The sequence below is a fragment of the Paraburkholderia sp. HD33-4 genome, assembly GCF_021390635.1.
Classification (GTDB): Bacteria; Pseudomonadota; Gammaproteobacteria; order Burkholderiales; family Burkholderiaceae; genus Paraburkholderia.
Window position 1 is genome coordinate 1,110,991 of record NZ_JAJEJS010000001.1, and the last position, 18,851, is coordinate 1,129,841.

The following is an 18,851-nucleotide window of genomic DNA, read 5'->3' on the forward strand; positions in this document are numbered from 1 at the left end:
TCGCACGACCATGACAATCACTGAGCATGAACCGCCCCGATCCTGACGAACTGCTCGACAAGCTGCAGCGCGACGAAGAAAAGCGCCAGCGCGGCCGGCTGAAAATTTTCTTCGGCGCTTCGGCCGGCGTCGGCAAGACCTATGCGATGCTGCAGGCCGCGCGCCGCCGCCTGGACGAAGGTGTCGACGTGCTGGTCGGCATCGCCGAAACGCACGGCCGCAGCGAAACCGCCGCGCTGCTCGCGGGGCTCGACGTGCTGCCGCTCGTGCAGATCGAGTATCGCGGCCGCAAGCTCGGCGAGTTCGATCTCGACGCCGCGCTCGCGCGCAAGCCGCAACTGATCCTCGTCGACGAACTCGCGCATTCGAACGTGCAGGGCGCGCGTCATCTGAAGCGTTGGCAGGACGTCTACGAACTGCTCGACGCGGGCATCGACGTCTACACGACAGTCAACGTGCAGCACCTGGAGAGCCTGAACGACGTGGTCGGGCAGATCACCGGCATCCGCGTGTGGGAGACCGTGCCCGATCGCGTGTTCGATCATGCCGACGAAGTCACGCTCGTCGATCTGCCGGCCGAGGAACTGCTCGATCGCATGCGCGACGGCAAGGTGTACATGGCGCAGCAGGCCGAGCGCGCGGTGCGTAACTTCTTTCGCAAGGGCAACCTGATCGCGCTGCGCGAGCTGGCGCTGCGCCGCACCGCCGATCGCGTCGACGCGCAGATGCGCGAGTACCGCGCCGATCGTTCGATCCAGCGCATCTGGCAGGCGCGCGAGCGGCTGCTGGTGTGCGTCGGTCCGGGTCCCGAAGCGCCGGCGCTGGTGCGCTCGGCGGCGCGCCTCGCCGCGAGCCTGAAGGCCGACTGGCTGGCGGTCTATGTCGAAACGCCGGCGTTGCAGCGCCTGCCCGACGCACGACGCGAACGCACGCTGAACGCGCTGAAACTCGCCGCCGAACTCGGCGCCGAGACCGCGACGCTCGCCGCTGCCGATGCGCTCGATGCATTGATCGGTTACGCGCAGGCCCGTAACGTATCGAAGCTGGTGGCGGGCGCATCGTCGCGCGCGGGCGCGAGCCGCTGGTTGCGCCGGCCGCTTGGCGAGCGCATCGCGGAGAAAAGCGGCGATCTCGATCTCACGCTGATTCGCGTCTCGTCGGAGCGCGACGGCGGCGAGCAGCGGCGGCTGCTGAACACGACCGCGAACGCGTGGCGCGAGGCGTTGAGCGCGGCGCGCGAGCGTCGTTCGCCGCCGCGCACGTACGCGTTCGCGCTCGCGATCGGCGCGGCGATCACGCTGCTGTCGAGCCAACTGATCGACCGCATCGATCTGACCAACCTCGTGATGCTGTATCTGCTCGGCGTGATCTTCACCGCGGTGAAGCTCGGGCGCGGGCCGGGTGTCGTGCTGTCGTTCGCGAGCGTCGCCGCGTTCGATTTTTTCTTCGTGCCGCCGCGCATGTCGCTGTCGGTCTCCGACACGCAGTACCTGCTGACGTTCTTCGGCATGCTGCTGACGTCGCTCGTGATCAGCCATCTGACGTCGAGCCTGCGCCGCGAGGCGAGCGTCGCGCAACGTCGTGAACAACGCACCGGCGCGATGTACGAGATGGCGCGCGAGCTTGCCGCGGCGCTCGCGACCGAGCAGATCGTCGGCATCGGCAGCCGGCACGTGAGCGAGGTGTTCGGCGCGCGCGTCGCGATTCTGCTGCCCGACAGCGTCGATCAGGTCAAACAGAAGATCGAGGACCCCGACGCGGCGATCACGCTCGAAGGCGACGCGCTCGATCTCGACGTCGGCCAGTGGGTCTACGATCAGCAGAAGCCGGCCGGGCACGGCACCGACACGCTGCCGGCCGCCGCGGCGCTGTATCTGCCGCTGAAGGCGCCGATGCGCACGCGTGGCGTGCTCGCGGTGGTGGTACGCGACGAGCGCGAACTGACCGTGCCCGAGCAGCGGCGCATGCTCGATGCGTTCGCCGCGCAGATCGCGCTCGCGCTCGAACGCGTGCATTACGTCGATATCGCCCGCGATGCGCTCGTCAACATGGAGTCGGAGCGGCTGCGCAATTCGCTGCTGTCGGCGATTTCGCACGATCTGCGCACGCCGCTCACGACGATCGTCGGGTTTTCGTCGATGCTCGCGCAGGGGCGGCAGAGGGCGCGGGTGGAGGGCGAGACCCCGGCGCAGGCCGCCGCACGAAGCGAAGCGGCCTCGAACGTGCAACCCGATGCGCAATCCAGCGCGCACCGTAACGACGAACTCGTCGACGCAATCCACGAAGAAGCGCTGCGCATGACCGGCATCGTCACGAACCTGCTCGACATGGCGCGCCTGCAGGCCGGCAGCCTGCAACTGAACCAGCAATGGACGCTGCTCGAGGAGACCGTCGGCGCCGCGCTGCGCGCGTGCAAGCGCGTGCTCGCCGATCGTCCGGTGCAGGTCACGCTGCCCGCCGATCTGCCGCTGTTGCATCTCGACGCGGTGCTGATGGAGCGGCTGTTCTCTAACCTGTTCGAGAACGCGGCCAAATACACGGCGGCCGGCACGCCGCTCGCGATCGGCGCGCAGCAGATCGATGCGGACGGCGCGCCGTTCGTGCGCATCACGATCGACGACAACGGCCCGGGCCTGCCCGCCGGCATGGAAGCGCGCGTGTTCGAGAAGTTCACGCGCGGCGAGAAGGAGTCGGCGAAACCGGGCATTGGCCTTGGGCTCGCGATCTGCCGCGCGATCGTCGAGGCACACGGCGGTACAATCGGCGCGCTCAACCGGATTGGGGCGAATGGCCACGTCGAGGGCGCGCGCTTCTGGTTCACGCTGCCGGTCAAGACGCCGCCCGAGGCGCCCGACGCGCTCGATACGCTCGATACGCTCGAAGACGAAGGCGCGGCCGAGGTGCAGCCGCATCCGGACGGGGAGCCGTCGCAGCGCGTCGAGTCGTCGCGAGTTGCCGAGCCCGCCCAACCCGGCACAGCGCCCTCCGACCCGCATACGCCCATCCAGTCCGGTAACGCTGCCACCGACACCGCCGCCGACCTCAACCCGTTCACCCGACCCACCCATGAGTGACCTGAGCATCACCGTCGTTCTGATCGAAGATGAGAAGCAGATTCGCCGCTTCGTGCGCACGGCGCTCGAAGGCGAGGGCATCGCCGTGTACGACGCCGAGACCGGCAAGCAGGGGCTCGTCGAAGCGGCGACGCGCAAGCCCGATCTCGTGATCGTCGATCTGGGCCTGCCCGACACCGACGGCCTCGACGTGATCCGCGAGCTGCGCGGCTGGAGCGAGTTGCCGGTGATCGTGCTGTCGGCGCGCACCCAGGAAAGCGAAAAGGTCGCCGCGCTCGACGCCGGCGCCGACGACTACCTGACCAAGCCGTTCGGCGTGTCCGAGTTGCTCGCGCGGATCCGCGCGCATCTGCGGCGGCGCAATCACGGCGGCGCGAACGAATCGCCGCAGGTGCGCTTCGGCGCGGTCACCGTCGACCTCGCGCTGCGCCAGGTCACGCGCGACGGCGCCGCGATCCATCTGACGCCGATCGAATACCGGCTGCTGGCAACGCTCGTGCGGCATGCCGGCCGCGTGCTCACGCATCGGCAGTTGCTGCGCGACGTGTGGGGGCCGTCGCATGTCGAGAGTCACCACTATTTGCGTATCTACATGGCGCATCTGCGCGGCAAGCTCGAACGCGATCCGGCGCAGCCCGAGCACATCGTTACGGAGACGGGCGTCGGCTATCGGCTGGTGGGCGCGGTGTGAGCGCGTCCGCGATACCGCTCCGCTATAATCTCCCGTCGTAAGGACGACCTTACGCGTGGATCAATCATCGGGGACGGCCCCATTTTTCATGGAGCTGTTTCGATGTCCTGGTTTCTTCTATTGATTGCCGGTTTGCTCGAAGTCGCGTGGGCGGCCGGTCTCAAAACTTCCGAAAGTTTCACCCGCTTCTGGCCGTCGGTCTTCACGATCGTGACCGCGCTCGGCAGCTTCGTGCTGCTCGCGCTCGCGATGCGCCAGTTGCCGCTCGGCACGGCCTATGCTGTATGGACAGGGATCGGCGCGGTCGGTGCGTTCATCTTCGGTGTCGTGATGATGGGCGAGGCGTTGACGGTCGCGCGCGTCGCCAGTGCGTCGCTGATCGTGATCGGTCTCGTCGGGCTGAAACTGTCGTCGGGGCATTGACCTCGCGGCCGGAGCCGCTCAGCTAGCCACGGCCTTTGCCGGAAAGCCACAGCGAGGCTTCGCCGCTCTACGTTCTGCGAATTGACGTAGCTATAATGAGACAGAAACGACCTTGAGATTGTCCGCGGCCTGGCTGGCGCGGCCGGCCTGGCGAGCCTGACGGCTTCGGCGCGGAACGCTTGCTCGTACCCGCCGCGGCGCCCGGCACGCACAAAGCGCGTGGAGGCGGCCATGCTTGAATCACTTTCGCTTGCAGCGGGCCTTTCGTGGGGCAGCGGTCTGCGCCTCTACCTGACGGTCCTGCTGGCCGGCGTGTTCGAACGTCTGGGCCTCATTCACCTGCCGAACACGTTGTCCGCGCTGTCGTCGCCATGGGTGATCGGCGCCGCGGCGGTGCTGACGCTGGCCGAATTCCTCGCCGACAAGATCCCCGCGTTCGATTCGCTGTGGGACGCGATCCATACCTTCATCCGCATTCCGGCCGGCGCCGTGCTGGCCGCCGGCGCGCTCGGCCACGCCGATCCGGCGTTGCTGACCGTCGCCGCGCTCGCGGGCGGCACGCTCGCCGGCACCGCGCATCTGACGAAGGCGGGCACCCGCGCGCTGATCAACCTGTCGCCGGAGCCGGTGTCGAACGTCGTCACGTCGACCGCCGAGGACGGTCTCGTCACCGGTGGCGTGCTGCTCTCGCTGTTCGCGCCGCTCGCGTTTCTGGTCTTGATGGTAGGCTTTCTGCTGCTCGCGGCATGGGCGTTGCCGCGATTGTGGCGTGGCGTGCAGGGCGGTTTTCGCGGCATGGCCACGCACATGGTGTCGCGATTTGCGAGGAGCAGGCACGATTGAGCGAAGCACTACCAGGATCCAAGGCGGGTTCAAGAACGCGCGCCGACACGAGACCGGCGCGTCGGCTCGGCGGCATCGATCTGGTGCGCCAGGCCATGCGGATGACGGCGCGCGACTGGCGCGCGGGCGAACTGACGATGCTGCTGCTCGCGCTCGTGCTGGCGGTCGCGGCGTTGTCGAGCGTCGGCTTTCTTGGCGATAGGCTGCATCAGGGGCTCGAGCGCGATGCGCGGCGCATGATCGCCGCCGACTTCATCGTGCGCGCCGATCATCCGGTCGACCCGCAATTCGCCGCCGAGGCGCATGCCCTGGGCCTGCGCACCGCCACCACGGCAATCTTTCCCAGCATGATCAATTCGACCGGCGCGCAGCCGGCGTCGCGGCTCGCCGCCGTCAAGGCGGTGTCGACGGGTTATCCGCTGCGCGGCGCGTTGCGCATCGCGGCGGCGCCGGGTGCGTCCGATCATCCGGCGACCTCGATTCCGGCGCCGGGCACCGTGTGGGTCGACCAGGAATTACTCGACGCGCTGAAGCTGAAGATCGGCGATGCGGTGAAGGTCGGCAATCGCGACTTCACAGTCGCCGCGCTGATCACGCGCGAACTCGATCGCGGCTTCTCGTTCGTCAACTTTTCGCCGCGCCTGATGCTGCGCGCCGACGACGTGCAGTCGACCGGCCTGATCACGTACGGCAGCCGCGTCACGTACCGGTTGCTGGTCGCTGGCGCCGACGACGCGGTCGCGCGCTTCGCACAGTTCGCGCATGACCACGTCGACGGCGGCAAGATGCGCGGCGTCGCGCTCGAGTCGCTGCAGGACGGCCAGCCGCAGGTGCGTCAGACGCTCGATCGCGCGGGCCATTTCCTGACGCTGGTGTCGCTGTTGACCGCGCTGCTCGCGGCGGTCGCGATCGCGATGGCCGCGCACCGCTACATGCGCCGGCATCTCGACGGCTGCGCGGCGATGCGCTGCCTGGGCGTGAGCCACGCGGCGCTGCGCGCGCTGTTCACGCTCGAATTCGTCGGGCTCGGCGTGATCGGCGGCGTGTTCGGCGTGGCGCTCGGCTACCTCGGACATCTCGCGCTGCTGACGTGGCTCGGCGGCCTGATCGACGTGGTACTGCCGCAGCCGACGCCGTGGCCCGCGTTCGAAGGCGTCGCGGCCGGCCTCGTGCTGCTGCTCGGCTTCGCGCTGCCGCCGCTGTTGCCGCTCACGCGCGTGCCGCCGGTGCGCGTGCTGCGGCGTGAATGGGGCGAGGAGGGACGCACCGCATGGGCTGCCTATGCATTCGGCATCGCGCTGTTCGCGGGGCTGCTGATTCTCGCCGCTGGGGAGTTGAAGCTCGGCGGCATCGTCGCGGGTGGATTCGCGGGCGGGCTGCTGGTGTTCGCCGGCATCGCGCGGCTCGCGTTATGGGGCGCGGCGCGCGTGGTGCGCAGCGAGCGCGTCAATGCGGGCATCGGCTGGCGCTATGCGCTCGCGTCGCTCGAGCGGCGCAGCAGCACGAGCGCGCTGCAGATCACCGCGCTCGGCATCGGCCTGATGTGCCTGCTGCTGATCGCGATGACGCGTAACGACCTCGTGCAGGGCTGGCGCAAATCGACGCCGCCCGATGCGCCCAACGAATTCATCATCGACATCCAGCCCGATCAGCGCGACGCGGTCACGCAGTATCTGGACGGGCACGGCATCGCCGGCGCGGCGCTGTCGCCGATGGTGCGCGGGCGGCTCGTCGCGATCAACGGCCGCGCGGTCAACCCGGATTCGTTCAAGGGCGAGGACGCGCGGCGACTGGTGGACCGCGAGTTCAACCTGTCATACACGACGCAACTGCCAGACGACAACCGGATCGCCGCGGGCAACTGGTTCGGCGACACGACGAAGCCGCAGATCTCGATCGAGCAGGGTCTCGCAAAGCTGATCAACGTGAAGCCCGGCGACGTGCTGCGCTTCGACGTGACCGGGCTCACCGTCGAGGCGCCGGTCACGAGCGTGCGCAAGCTCGACTGGGGGTCATTCAAGGTCAACTTCTTCGTGCTGATGCCGCCGGTCTCGCTGCAGGATTTTCCGGCGACGTTCATCACGAGCTTCCATCTGCCGGCGGACAAACAGTCGACGATCGACGGCCTGATCGCCGCGTATCCCAATCTGACCGCGATCGATACCGGTCCGATCCTCGCGCAGGTGCAGCGCGTGTTGCAGCAGGTGATCGGCGCGGTGCAGTTCCTGTTCGCGTTCACGCTCGCGGCCGGCGTGCTGGTGCTGTACGCGGCGCTCGCCGGCACGCGCGACGAGCGTATGCGAGAATCCGCGCTGCTGCGCGCGCTGGGCGCGTCGCATCGTCAGGTGCGCTCGGTGCAGGTGGCCGAATTCGTCGCGGTCGGCGCGCTGGCTGGCCTGATGGCGGCGGTGGGCGCGCAGATCGTCGGTTCGATGCTGGCCACGCACGTGTTCGAGTTCTATCTGGACTTCGATCCGTGGGTGCTGCCTGCTGGCATTGCCGCCGGGGTCGCCTGTGCGGGCGTCGGCGGATGGCTGAGTCTGCGGCACGTGTTGGCGCGGCCCGCGCTGCAATCGCTGCGCGACGCGTGAGTTTTCTTTCTGATCTTTTTTGCTGTTGAGCAGGGTATGAGCGATTTGAACGACGAAGCGTCCTCGGACAAGCCGACGGCCTTCGACCGGGTGGGCGGCGAGGCGCGCGTGCGCGAACTGGTCGACCGGTTTTACGACCTGATGGATCTCGAGGCGGATTTCGCCGGGATCCGCGCGCTGCATCCGGCGTCGCTCGAAGGTTCGCGCGACAAGCTGTTCTGGTTTTTGTGCGGCTGGCTCGGCGGCCCCGATCATTACATCACTCGCTTCGGCCATCCACGTCTGCGCGCGCGGCATCTGCCGTTTGCGATCGCGTCGAGCGAGCGCGACCAGTGGCTCAGATGCATGGCCTGGGCGATGGAGGATGTCGGCTTGCCCGAGCCGCTGCGCGAGCGCCTGCTCGGCTCGTTCTTCGAAACCGCCGACTGGATGCGCAACCGCAATGGCTGACATGCCGCAGCACGCCACGTCGGCGCCGTACTCGCCCGAAGCCGACCGTGCGGCGCTCGCACCGCGGGCGCGCGAGGTTCTCGACTGCTGGTTCGGCGCACCGGGCACGGCGGAGCACGGCACGGAACGCAAGCTCTGGTTCAAGCGCGATGACGCCGTCGATACGATGCTGCGCGAGCGTTTCGGTGACCTGATCGATGCGGCGAACGCGGGTGAACTCGACGCGTGGCAGGCCACGCCGTTGGGCGCGTTGGCGCTCGTCATCGTGCTGGACCAGTTTTCGCGCAACTGCCATCGCAGTACGGCGCGCGCCTTCGCGAGCGACAGCAAGGCGCTGCAAACCGCGCAACGGATGATCGCGAGCGGCGCCGATCGGTTGTTGCCGAACGTGCAGCATCGGGCGTTCGCGTATCTGCCGTTCGAGCACGATGAAACGCTCGCGAGCCAGCGGGAGTCGCTGCGTCTGTTCGAACGGCTCGCTCAGGAGCCTGGCGGCGAGGGCTACTATCAGTACGCGCTGCTCCACGCGAAAGTGATCGAGCGGTTTGGCCGCTTTCCACATCGTAACGTTTGGCTCGGACGTGAATCGAGCGACGCAGAGATCGCGTTTCTGCGCGAGCCTGGTTCGTCGTTCTGAATCAACGCGGACGCGCGCGGGCGGTACTCGCCCGGCGCGGCGCGCGGCGCGGCTCTACTCGTCGCCTTGCGTCTTGCCCGCCACGGGCGTGCGCACGAATACGCGCAACAGTTCATCCGAATCGCCCGGCCGCGCTCCGGACCAGAACAGCCGCCATTCGCCGGCCGGCGGCCGCGCGTTGTCGCGGCGGCTTTCCTGGATCAGCCACGTGCAGGCGGTGGTGCGCGGATCTTCGCTCGGCTGATGCACGATGCCCGTGTAGTAGAAGAGCATCGGCGCTTCGGATTCGCCGAGTCCGGAACTCGCCATGCAGTCGCCGTCGTTCCATTCGATATTCATCTTCTCGCCGAGGTCCCGGAACACCGAGCGGTAGCTTTTCGCGTAGTCGAGCCACGGCAGCAGCAGCGTGCTGACGAGCCCCCAGACGAGCATCGCGCCCGCGCACCAGCTGAGCGCGCCGCGCCATTTGCCTGCGTGCTTGAACGACGGCAGCAGCCACAGCCAGCCGATCGTCAGCAGCAGCGCGCCGACGATCAGCGCGGGCGAGATCGGCAGCACCCAGTCGAGCGGCAGCCAGCGGCCGAGCAGATGCAGCGACGCATGGTTGCTCGCGGGGCCCGTCATGGTCGACCAGACGATCCACACGAGCGCGGCCGCGCTGCCGAACAGCACGCGGCTCGTCATATCCCAGCCGGTATGCAGGCGCGCCGGCAAGCGTTCGACGCCCTGCATCGCGACCAGCGCGAGCGGCGCGATGAACGGCAGGATGTAGAGCTCGCGGACCGTCGCCGAGCTCTGCAGCACCGCGAAACCGATGCCCGCGAACAGCAGCGGCAACGCGACGCGCGGATCGCGCCAGCGCCGCCATGCACCACCTGCGAGCGCGGCCAGAGCGAGCGGCACGACCGGAAAGCCGACGCTCAGAACGGTGCGCAGCACGAACAGGCGGCTCTCGTTTTCGGAGCCGAGCTCGGCGACCGAAAAACCGAAGAAGCGCCCGACGTTGTTGTCCCACAGCCAGACCTTGAAGAGTGCCTCGGAGCGCAGGTAGAAGCAGATCGGCCAGATCAGCGCGAACGGCGCGCAGACGAGCGCGGCGACGCAGAGCGCGCCGGCGAAGCTGCGGCTGCGACATGCGGGATAGAGCAGCAGCGCTGCGCAGGTGGTGGCCCCGAACACGAGCGGCACGAACAGCCCCTTGGCGAGCAGCGACACGCCGATGCCCGCGCCGAACATCGTCGCGCCGCTGATGATCGCGTGACGCCGCGCGCGGGCATCGAGCGGTTCGGTCTGGCGGGCGGCCTGCGCGCGCATCGGCAGATACGACGCGGCGCGCGGGTCGTCACGCAGATGCACGAGCACGAGTTCGAACAGTCCGCAAAAGCCGAGCGCGGCGCCGGCCATCAGCGCGACGTCGGTCATCATGTCGTGCACGTGCTTGACGACGACGAGCGTCCCGCCGAACAGCGCGAGCGTACCGATCACCCGCAGGTCGAACCAGCTCGACGTATCGACCGCGCGACGCGCGACGCGCGCGGTGTAATACACCGTCAGGCCCGCGAACAGAGCGCTCGCGAGCCGTGCCGCATCGTGCAGCGGCAGATAGCGGCCGAACATCCATGCGAGGCCGGCGGCGACCCAGTCGTAGATCGGCGGCTTTTCGACGAAGGGCTGGCCGGCATTGGTCGGCACGACGAGGTCGCCGGTATCGAGCATGTGCTGGACGATACCGAACGTGTAAGTTTCGTCCTGCTTCCACGGCTCGTGGCCAAGAATGCCGGGCATCAGCCATGCGCACAGGATCGCCAGCGCGACGAGCCACAGCAGCGGACGGATCGCCGCGAGCGCGCGCCAACGCTGCAGGCCGCGCATGGCGCGGTCTGCAGCAACGGCGGAGCCTGTTGCGTGGGCGGTGTCGACGCTGTGTATCGCTGCGGCCGAAGCCGGATCCCCTGCCGCCGGATGGGTCTGCGCGTCGGTAAAGTGGTGCGCGGTGCTGGCGGAAAGCGCGGCCTCATGCGCGCCGCCTGCCGGAGCGGCCGAGGCCGCCGCGCTGGCATTGTGCGCGCGCCAGCGCGTGGACTGCTTGTCTTGCATCGAACTCTCTGGTCAGCGTACGCGGCGGCGTTGGCCTCGTACTTATGTTTTGCTTACGTCGCCTGCGGATGCATACGATCCGGGTGATTGTAGCGCCCCATTATTACTGAAGATTACAGGTGAAGAGAGGCGCGCATTCCCTGCGCATTTATGTCGCATTTGCGACGGATCGACGGGGATTCGTGGAAGGAGACGAGAGCAGAGGGCGCGCGCGCCGAAACAGCCGCTGCCGTGGCCGGCCGCGCGTTCCATTCAGGGCTTGCGTCGCGGCGTGCGCGACGCTCGCTCAGCGGCCGCCGGCGACGTCGAGCAGCGCGCCCGTCACGTACGACGACGCGTCGCTGAGCAGCCACACGATGGCCTCGGCGACTTCGTCGGCGCGGCCGGGGCGGCCGAGCGGCGTGGTGGCGCCCAGTTGCGCGGCGCGCTCGGGCTTGCCGCCGCTCGCGTGGATCTCGGTGTCGATCAGACCCGGGCGCACCGCGTTCACGCGCACGCCCTGCGGGCCGAGCTCTTTCGCGAGGCCGAGCGTCATCGTGTCGATTGCGCCTTTCGAGCCCGCATAGTCGACGTATTCGTTCGGCGAACCGAGCCGCGCCGCCGCCGACGAAACATTGACGATTGCGCCGCCCGCGCCGCCACGCTGGGTCGACATGCGCCGCGCCGCTTCGCGCGCGCACAGATAGGCTCCGAGCACGTTGACGTCGAACATGCGTTTCAGACGCGCGAAGTCCATGTCGGCGAGCTGGCTCGACGGCGCGACGATGCCGGCGTTGTTGACGAGCGCATCGATGCGGCCGAAGGTTTGCTGCAGCGTATCGAACATGCCGGTCACGTCGGCCTCGTTCGCGACATCGCCGGCGATCGGCACTGCGCGGCCGCCCGCGCGTTCGACCTCGGCGACGGTTTGCTGCGCGGCGGCGAGGTCGCGAACATAGTTCACGCCGACGCACCAGCCGCGCGCGCCAAGCAGAAGCGCGGTGGCGCGGCCAATGCCGCGGCTGCCGCCGGTGATCAGAACAGCTTTCGTCATCGCAACCTCATCGTAGGGATGAGGCGCGCGCGGCGCGCCTCGCTCGGGTTCGGCGGACCGGCCTTCAGATCGCGTCGCTTTGCACTGTCGCCCATTTGTCGCGCGCGGGCGGCGCGTAGCGTTGCAGCTTGCCGATCAGCGTGAGCGGATCGGCGTCGATCTGCAGCATGTCGAGATAGGTCTTGCGCAAGAAGCCTTCGTCGATCGTATGCTGAAGCAGGCGGATCAGTGGCTCGTAGAAGCCGCCGGTGTTCAGGAGTGCGACCGGTTTGCCGTGGTAGCCGAGCTGCGCCCACGTGAAGACCTCGAACAGTTCCTCGAGCGTGCCAGCGCCGCCCGGCATCGCGACGAACGCATCGGACAGCTCAGCCATCATCTTCTTGCGATGATGCATGTCGGGCACCACGTGCAGCTCCGTCAGGCCGTTATGACCGACTTCCTTGCTGACCAGCAGCTCGGGAATCACGCCGACCGCGCGGCCGCCTTCGGCCATCACGGTATCGGCGATCACGCCCATCAGCCCCACCTTGCCGCCGCCGTAGACGAGCGCGAGATCGGCCTCGACCAGCGCGCGGCCGAACGCGCGCGCCGCCTGCGCATACAACGGGTTGGCTCCCATCGAGGAGCCGCAATAGACACACACCGACTTCATGCTCAACTGTCCTTCGATTCGTTGCGAGGCGCGGCGCCTTCACGCGGCGGCAGGTAGTCGTAGAACTCGCGCTTGGGCAGCGTGCCCGATACGAGGTCGTCGAACAGCTGCCGCGAGCGGCCGCGCAGGTAGGGCGCCATCAGCGAGACGATCTGCACGCTCACCTGATGCAGCTCTTCGCGGATCGCTTCCTGCTCGTTGTATTTGCGCGGATTCATCACGAACTGATAGGACAGCCAGTAGGTGCCGATCACGCCCACGTTGGTCGCGATCACCTGCATTTCCTGCGGCGTCGCGACCATTTCGCCGTCGGCGACGAGCTGCTCGCAGAACTGGCTCGCGAAGCGCACCTTGTGGCTGATGATCTGCTTGAAGTGCGTCTCGAGCGTGCGGTTGCGCGCGAGCAGGTCGTTCAGGTCGCGGTACAGGAAGCGGTAGCGCCACGTGAAATCGACCATGTATTGCAGATACGACCACATTTCGTCGATGGTCGCGCGATGGTCGTCGGGGAAACGCAGACGCTTCTCGATCTCCTGCTCGAACTGGCTGAAGATGCTGTTGATGATGTCGTCTTTGTTGCGGAAGTGGTAGTACAGGTTGCCTGGACTGATTTCCATTTCCTCGGCGATCGTCGTCGTCGTGACGTTCGGCTCGCCGATTTCGTTGAACAGCTTCAACGACAGTTCGAGAATCCGTTCGCGCGTGCGGCGGGGAGGTTTGGCTTCCATGTCGTCCGGCCCTGGTTATGCCGGGCTGGGGCGCGCGGCGGCGTGCCGCTGCTGCGTGTTCCACCCGGATGCGGTTGGTATTTTGAGCTCTCCCGAACCCGCTGCGATGCGGCGGGCCCCCCGAAAGGGCAGGATGACGCGAGGCGCGATTACGTTCGCGCGAGCGCTTTCCTGTGAGACCGTCAAACGATTATAAACCGAGCGTTCTAATACCCAACCGCCTGTGCGGATTTTCATTCCGGGGGATGTGGCGGAGCGAGCGCGTTGGCCGCGCATGAAGCGTGCGCTGATATGCGCGCTTCGACCCGCGTCGAACCTCAAAGCCACGCGCGAATCCAGCCGACCACCAGCGGACCGACGATCACCCCCCACGTCATCAGACACATGCCGAGCGCGACCATCACGGCCGCGCTGCCGAGATCTTTCGCGCGACGCGACAGCTCGTGACGCTCGAGCGAGATCCGGTCGATTGCCGCTTCGACGCTCGAATTGAGCAGCTCGACGATCAGCACGAGCAGCACCGAGCCGAGCAGCAGCACGCGCGACACGGGGTCGACGGGCACCACGAGGCCGCACGGGATCAGGATCGCGGCCAGCGTGAGTTCCTGCCGGAACGCACTCTCCTCGCGAATCGCAACGCGAAAACCGGCCAGCGAGTTTTTCATCGCGTGCCATGCTCGCGTGAGGCCGCGGTTGCCTTTGTAGGGGTTGAAGGGCAGCGGGGCGAGCGGGTCGTCGGGGCTGAGCGGCTCGTGGGGGGCGTCGCGGGTTGCGTCGTGCTGCGCGCCGCCCGCGACGTTGGCGCCGCCGTTCATGGTCCTCGCCCCGTTCACCCGCCGCACGGTATCCGCGTGCGCGGTTACACCAGGCTCGCGGACGTCGTCGAATGGTTCGATGCTCGTGTTGTCGCTGGTGGACTCGACGGCGCGCAGTGCGCCGTTCGACGCGCCTTCGGCGCTGGATCGACTGCTTCGCATGGGTAGCTCCGCGCGCCGCATCACGCAGCGGCGCTTTCCTCACGATACGCCGGGCCGCGCAGTGGCTTCAGATGCGCGGCGAATTGTGCGGACGCCGCCGCCCACGAGAAGCGCTCGGCCCACGCGCGCGCATGCGATCGATCGATCTTCAATGCTTCGAGACAGGCTTCGCGCAGTTCCTCGTGCATCGCACCGGCGCCGCCGTCGCCGAGCACGTCGATCGGACCGGTGACCGGATAGGCGGCCACCGGCGTGCCGCATGCGAGCGCTTCGAGCAGCACGAGCCCGAACGTGTCGGTGCGGCTCGGAAACACGAAGACGTCGGCGGCCGCGTAGACCTTCGCGAGTTCGGCCTGCGACAGCACGCCCAGATAGTTGACCTGCGGATAGCGCGACTTCAGTTCGGCGAGCGCCGGACCTTCACCCGCGACCCACTTCGAGCCGGGCAGATCGAGCTGCAGGAATGCCTCGACGTTTTTCTCGACCGCCACGCGTCCCACGTACAGGAAGATCGGCCGCGCGGTGTTGAGCACCTTCGAGTCCATCGGGCGGAAGATCTCGAGATCGACGCCGCGCGTCCACAGCACGACGTTGGTGAAGCCGAACTTTTCGAGGTCCTGCTTGACGACGGGCGTCGGCGCCATCACCGCGAGCGACGGCCCGTGGAACCAGTGCAAAAACTTGTAGGTTGCCGCGAGCGGGATGCGAAAGCGCGCCTGCACGTACTCGGGAAAGCGTGTGTGATACGCGGTCGTGAACGGCAGCTTGTGCTTCAGCGCATACGCGCGCGCGGCCATGCCGAGAGGACCTTCGGTCGCGATGTGCAACGCGTCGGGCGCGAAACGGTCGATGCGCTCGTGCAGCCGACGGCGCGGCAGCAGCGACAGGCGTATCTCCGGATACGTCGGGCACGGAATGGTGCGAAATTCGAGCGGTGTCAGCAGATCGACCTGATGGCCGAGCGCGGTGAGTTCGCGCCGGGTGTTCTTCAGCGTGCGCACGACGCCGTTGACTTGCGGCTCCCATGCGTCGGTGACGATCATGATCTTCATCGCGTTGTTCATCGCTGCGGGCCCTTTGGAATTAAAGAGTGGAACTGCTCAGGCAGTGGCGCGGGCTTTTTGCGTGCCCGCCTGGGGCGCGCGCAGCGCGGTCCAGAAGATCACCTTGAGCTCGCCCTCATAGGTCTCGACGAGCGCCGACAGACTCTCGACCCAATCGCCATCGTTGCAATAGAGCACGCCGTCGATCTCGCGCATCTCGGCCTTGTGGATGTGTCCGCAGACGACACCGTCGCAACCGCGGCGACGCGCTTCGTCGGTCATCACCCGTTCGAACGACGAGATGAAGTTGACCGCGTTCTTGACCTGATGCTTCAGGTATTGCGACAACGACCAGTACGGGAAGCCGAGCTTGCTGCGAATGCGGTTGAACCAGCGGTTCAGCACGAGGATCATCGTGTACAGCGTGTCGCCGAGATACGCGAGCCATTTCGCGTGCTGGATCACGCCGTCGAACAGATCGCCGTGCACGATCCACAGGCGCTTGCCGGCGAGCGTCGTGTGGAACGCTTCGCCGCGCACGTGAATGTCGCCGAACGCGAGGTCGCAGAACTGGCGCGCGGCTTCGTCGTGATTGCCGGGCACGTAGATGACCTGCGTGCCTTTGCGCGCTTTGCGCAGCACTTTCTGCACGACGTCGTTGTGCGCCTGCGGCCAGTACCAGCCTTTTTTCAACTGCCAGCCGTCGATGATGTCGCCGACGAGGTACAGGTACTCCGATTCGTTGTGGCGCAGGAAGTCGAGCAGATAACCTGCCTGGCAGCCGCTCGAACCGAGGTGGATGTCCGAGAGCCAGATCGTGCGATAGCGGTGCGGATCGTCGTGGCCGTCGTCGTGATGGTCGGCGTTGGCATCGAGAGATGGCGTCGCTGGCAGCGGCAGGCCGTGATGAGTAGAACCCGGGGCGGGCCGGAACGCGACGGAGTCGACGCTCGGACCGGTTTGACGAAACAGGGAAGTCGCGGACGTATTGGGGTCCATGGCTCACGCGTCGAGTGGCGGTGCCCGTATTGGGCCGGGCGCGCGTGACTTCGGCGTGACAGTCATGAGAAGTTCTTATTACGGGGGGGCCTTGGCGGGGCCTGTTTTGTTCGTTGTTCTGGCTTGGTTGGCCTGTTGTTGGGCCCCTGTGCGGGGCCGGGGCTTTTGTCGTTGTTCTAGCGTGGTTGGCCTTTCCTTGCTGTCTTATCGGTCTATTAGCGTTGCCCCTGTGCGGGGCGGCACCTACTTTCTTTGCTGCTGCAAAGAAAGTAGGCAAAGAAGACAGCTCAAACCGCCAGCTCATAAGCGGGGCCCCTGGCTCGGAAGGGGCAGTGGTGCATCTGGAATCCGTGCCCTCGCACATTCCGCTCCGGTGACAAAGCCATCATCCCTCCCACTCCGCACTGCGTGCGTCGCGGACGGGTCTGCGAGGAGACCCAACGGTTTGGCCCGCGCAGCGGGGCCGTCGGCTCGCCCGGCGATGCGCTAAAACAACCAGTGGTTTTTGAACGGGGATTCGGCGCGCGCAGCGCCGCCGGAGGAATGACGGCCTTGTCACTGGTGCGGAATGTGCGGGAGCACGGATTCCAGATGCACCACTACCTCATGCCGACCGGGGGACCCGCTTAAGAGTTAGCGGTTTGAGCTGTCTTCTTTGCCTACTTTCTTTGCAGCAGCAAAGAAAGTAGGTGCCGCCCCGCACAGGGGCAACGCTAATAGACCGATAACGCAGCAAGGAAAGGCCAAGAACGCTAGAACAACGAAAAAAGCGCCGCCCCGCACAGGGGCAACGCCAATAGACCGACAACACAACAAGGAAAGGCCAAGAAAGCCAGAACAACGAAAAAGCGCCGCCCCGCACAGGGGGCCACGCTAATAGACCGATAACACAACAAGGAAAGGCCAACACCGTATGAGCACCGGCCCAACCCCAAACAAAACCTCACCCCTTAACCCGCTTGCCTTCAACATCCGGCAACAGCACAGTCAACACCCCAATCAAAGGCAAGAACGAGCAAACCTTATACACAAACGCAATACTCGTCGCGTCAGCGAGCTGCCCCAGCACCGCGGCACCAACCCCACCCAACCCAAAAGCAAAACCAAAGAACAACCCAGCCACCATCCCCACCTTCCCAGGAATCAACTCCTGCGCATAAACCAGAATCGCCGAGAACGCCGAGGCGAGCACCACCCCGATGACGACAGTCAGCACCCCCGTCCAGAACAGATTCGCATACGGCAGCAGCAGCGTAAAAGGCGCGACGCCAAGAATCGACACCCAGATCACGTACTTACGCCCGATCCTGTCGCCGATCGGCCCGCCGATCACCGTCCCCGCCGCGACCGCCGCGAGGAACACGAACAGATGAATCTGCGCGGCCTGCACCGACAGATGGAACCTGTCGATCAGATAGAACGTGAAATAGCTGTTGATGCTCGCAAGGTAGAAGTACTTGGAGAACACCAGCAGCACCAGCACGCTCATCGCCATCATGACCTTGTTACGCGGCAGCACCGCGTGCGCCACCTGGCCGCGCGCTTTCTTGACCGACGGATGACGCTTGTACCAGCGGCCGATCTGCGTGAGCACGACGATCGCGACGAGCGCCGCCGCCGAGAACCACGCAATGCTGCGCTGGCCATGCGGAATCACGATCAGCGCCGCAAGCAGCGGCCCGAGCGACGAACCCGCATTGCCGCCGACCTGGAACAGCGACTGCGCGAGACCGTGGCGGCCGCCCGACGCCATCCGCGCGACCCGCGACGACTCCGGATGGAACACCGACGACCCGCAGCCAACCAGCGCCGCCGCGATCAGCAGCACACCGAAGTTCGGCGCGATCGACATCAGCAGCAGCCCGGACAGCGTAAAGCCCATGCCGACCGGCAGCGAGTACGGCTTCGGATGCTTGTCGGTATAGCTGCCGACGAGCGGTTGCAACAGCGATGCGGTGATCTGGTAGGTCAGCGTGATCAAACCGATCTGCCCGAACGACAACGAGAAGTTGTCCTTGAACATCGGGTAGATGGCGAGGATCAGCGACTGGATCATGTCGTTGAGCAGATGCGAAAAGCTGATCGCACCGAGCACGGAATACACGGTGCGCTGCACCTTCGCGGCCGCCGGCGCGGCGGCGGCCGGGGACGCGCTCGCCCCCGTGGCGGATGCGCCGGCGAGGGCGCTTTTATCGAGGCTCGTTTCCATACGCTAGAAGAAAAAGATCAGGCAAACGGTGAGATGAAAAATCGGCGTTGAGCCGGCGCGGGAAGCGCGCTTCGTAGGCGCGTTTCGCGAAGCTCCGCGGCATTTCGTCGCGGCAATCGGCTTTTTTTGAGTGTTTAGCGAAGTTTAATGTGGCCGGAGCGAATTGTAAGGACAAGTTTTGTCGCGAATCGGACATGGGGCCGGATGGCTTCGCTGTCGGCGATGAAAGGCGAATCGTCTGCTCCGACCCGCCGAGGTTTTTTTTGACGGTTTTTTGTCTGCGGTATAAAGCGCTCGCGATTGCGCGGCTCACGAAGCGGCGCGTCGAACATGGGACTGGGAACGGCAAGCGGCGCACGACCCGCCGCCGTCTGATCGAGCGACATTCAAGATCGCGAAGCAGG

At 66.4% G+C, this 18,851-nt stretch carries 16 protein-coding genes; 7 read left to right on the forward strand and 9 right to left on the reverse strand.

Annotated features, from left to right (window positions below; translation table 11 throughout):
• Nucleotides 1–26 precede the first annotated feature (26 nt).
• From L0U84_RS04970 to L0U84_RS05000, 7 genes are all read left to right on the forward strand, one after another.
• Nucleotides 27–3,074, forward strand: coding sequence for a DUF4118 domain-containing protein (locus L0U84_RS04970; protein WP_233848214.1), 3,048 nt, complete (start codon nucleotides 27–29; stop codon nucleotides 3,072–3,074).
• Complete coding sequence (gene kdpE, locus L0U84_RS04975; protein ID WP_129959604.1) at nucleotides 3,067–3,765, forward strand: two-component system response regulator KdpE; 699 nt, start codon at nucleotides 3,067–3,069, stop codon at nucleotides 3,763–3,765. Before L0U84_RS04970 ends, kdpE begins: the two co-directional genes overlap by 8 nt.
• A 102-nt stretch (nucleotides 3,766–3,867) precedes the next feature.
• On the forward strand, nucleotides 3,868–4,188 hold the full coding sequence (gene sugE / locus L0U84_RS04980; protein ID WP_233848215.1) for a quaternary ammonium compound efflux SMR transporter SugE: 321 nt from the start codon (nucleotides 3,868–3,870) through the stop codon (nucleotides 4,186–4,188).
• A gap of 231 nt (nucleotides 4,189–4,419) precedes the next feature.
• The gene (locus tag L0U84_RS04985) at nucleotides 4,420–5,031 is read left to right on the forward strand and encodes a DUF4126 domain-containing protein (RefSeq protein WP_129959608.1); all 612 of its coding nucleotides are present in this window, start codon (nucleotides 4,420–4,422) and stop codon (nucleotides 5,029–5,031) included.
• 101 nt (nucleotides 5,032–5,132) lie between these two features.
• Nucleotides 5,133–7,622: an ABC transporter permease gene (locus L0U84_RS04990; RefSeq protein ID WP_233851938.1), complete on the forward strand. Its 2,490-nt coding sequence runs from the start codon at nucleotides 5,133–5,135 to the stop codon at nucleotides 7,620–7,622.
• Nucleotides 7,623–7,658: 36 nt separating this feature from the next.
• A complete protein-coding gene (locus L0U84_RS04995; RefSeq protein WP_233848216.1) occupies nucleotides 7,659–8,072 on the forward strand; it encodes a group II truncated hemoglobin in 414 nt (137 codons plus the stop codon).
• Nucleotides 8,065–8,709 carry a DUF924 family protein gene (locus L0U84_RS05000; protein WP_233848217.1) on the forward strand — a complete coding sequence of 215 codons (645 nt, stop codon included), beginning with the start codon at nucleotides 8,065–8,067 and terminating at the stop codon, nucleotides 8,707–8,709. The genes L0U84_RS04995 and L0U84_RS05000 overlap by 8 nt, the downstream gene beginning before the upstream one ends.
• 54 nt (nucleotides 8,710–8,763) lie before the next feature.
• Here L0U84_RS05000 and L0U84_RS05005 read toward each other — a convergent pair whose 3' ends face one another.
• The 9 genes from L0U84_RS05005 to L0U84_RS05045 all read right to left on the reverse strand — a co-directional run bounded on the left by L0U84_RS05005 (nucleotide 8,764) and on the right by L0U84_RS05045 (nucleotide 18,833).
• Nucleotides 8,764–10,806, reverse strand: a complete 2,043-nt coding sequence (locus tag L0U84_RS05005) for an ArnT family glycosyltransferase (protein ID WP_233848218.1) — start codon at nucleotides 10,804–10,806, stop codon at nucleotides 8,764–8,766.
• A 286-nt stretch (nucleotides 10,807–11,092) separates the two neighbouring features.
• Nucleotides 11,093–11,839, reverse strand: coding sequence for an SDR family oxidoreductase (locus tag L0U84_RS05010; protein ID WP_233848219.1), 747 nt, complete (start codon nucleotides 11,837–11,839; stop codon nucleotides 11,093–11,095).
• Nucleotides 11,840–11,903: 64 nt separating this feature from the next.
• Nucleotides 11,904–12,491 carry a TIGR00730 family Rossman fold protein gene (locus tag L0U84_RS05015; RefSeq protein WP_233848220.1) on the reverse strand — a complete coding sequence of 196 codons (588 nt, stop codon included), beginning with the start codon at nucleotides 12,489–12,491 and terminating at the stop codon, nucleotides 11,904–11,906.
• A gap of 2 nt (nucleotides 12,492–12,493) precedes the next feature.
• Nucleotides 12,494–13,219: a TetR/AcrR family transcriptional regulator gene (locus tag L0U84_RS05020; protein WP_018419991.1), complete on the reverse strand. Its 726-nt coding sequence runs from the start codon at nucleotides 13,217–13,219 to the stop codon at nucleotides 12,494–12,496.
• 317 nt (nucleotides 13,220–13,536) lie between these two features.
• A complete protein-coding gene (locus L0U84_RS05025) occupies nucleotides 13,537–14,196 on the reverse strand; it encodes a diacylglycerol kinase (protein ID WP_233848225.1) in 660 nt (219 codons plus the stop codon).
• A 20-nt stretch (nucleotides 14,197–14,216) separates the two neighbouring features.
• Nucleotides 14,217–15,248 (reverse strand): glycosyltransferase family 4 protein, encoded by a 1,032-nt coding sequence (locus L0U84_RS05030; RefSeq protein WP_233851940.1) that lies wholly within the window; start codon nucleotides 15,246–15,248, stop codon nucleotides 14,217–14,219.
• 48 nt (nucleotides 15,249–15,296) lie between these two features.
• The gene (locus tag L0U84_RS05035; protein ID WP_233848226.1) at nucleotides 15,297–16,238 is read right to left on the reverse strand and encodes a UDP-2,3-diacylglucosamine diphosphatase; all 942 of its coding nucleotides are present in this window, start codon (nucleotides 16,236–16,238) and stop codon (nucleotides 15,297–15,299) included.
• Nucleotides 16,239–17,181: 943 nt separating this feature from the next.
• A complete protein-coding gene (locus L0U84_RS05040; protein ID WP_233848227.1) occupies nucleotides 17,182–18,447 on the reverse strand; it encodes an MFS transporter in 1,266 nt (421 codons plus the stop codon).
• 134 nt (nucleotides 18,448–18,581) lie between these two features.
• Nucleotides 18,582–18,833, reverse strand: a complete 252-nt coding sequence (locus L0U84_RS05045) for a hypothetical protein (RefSeq protein WP_233848229.1) — start codon at nucleotides 18,831–18,833, stop codon at nucleotides 18,582–18,584.
• Nucleotides 18,834–18,851: the final 18 nt, after the last annotated feature.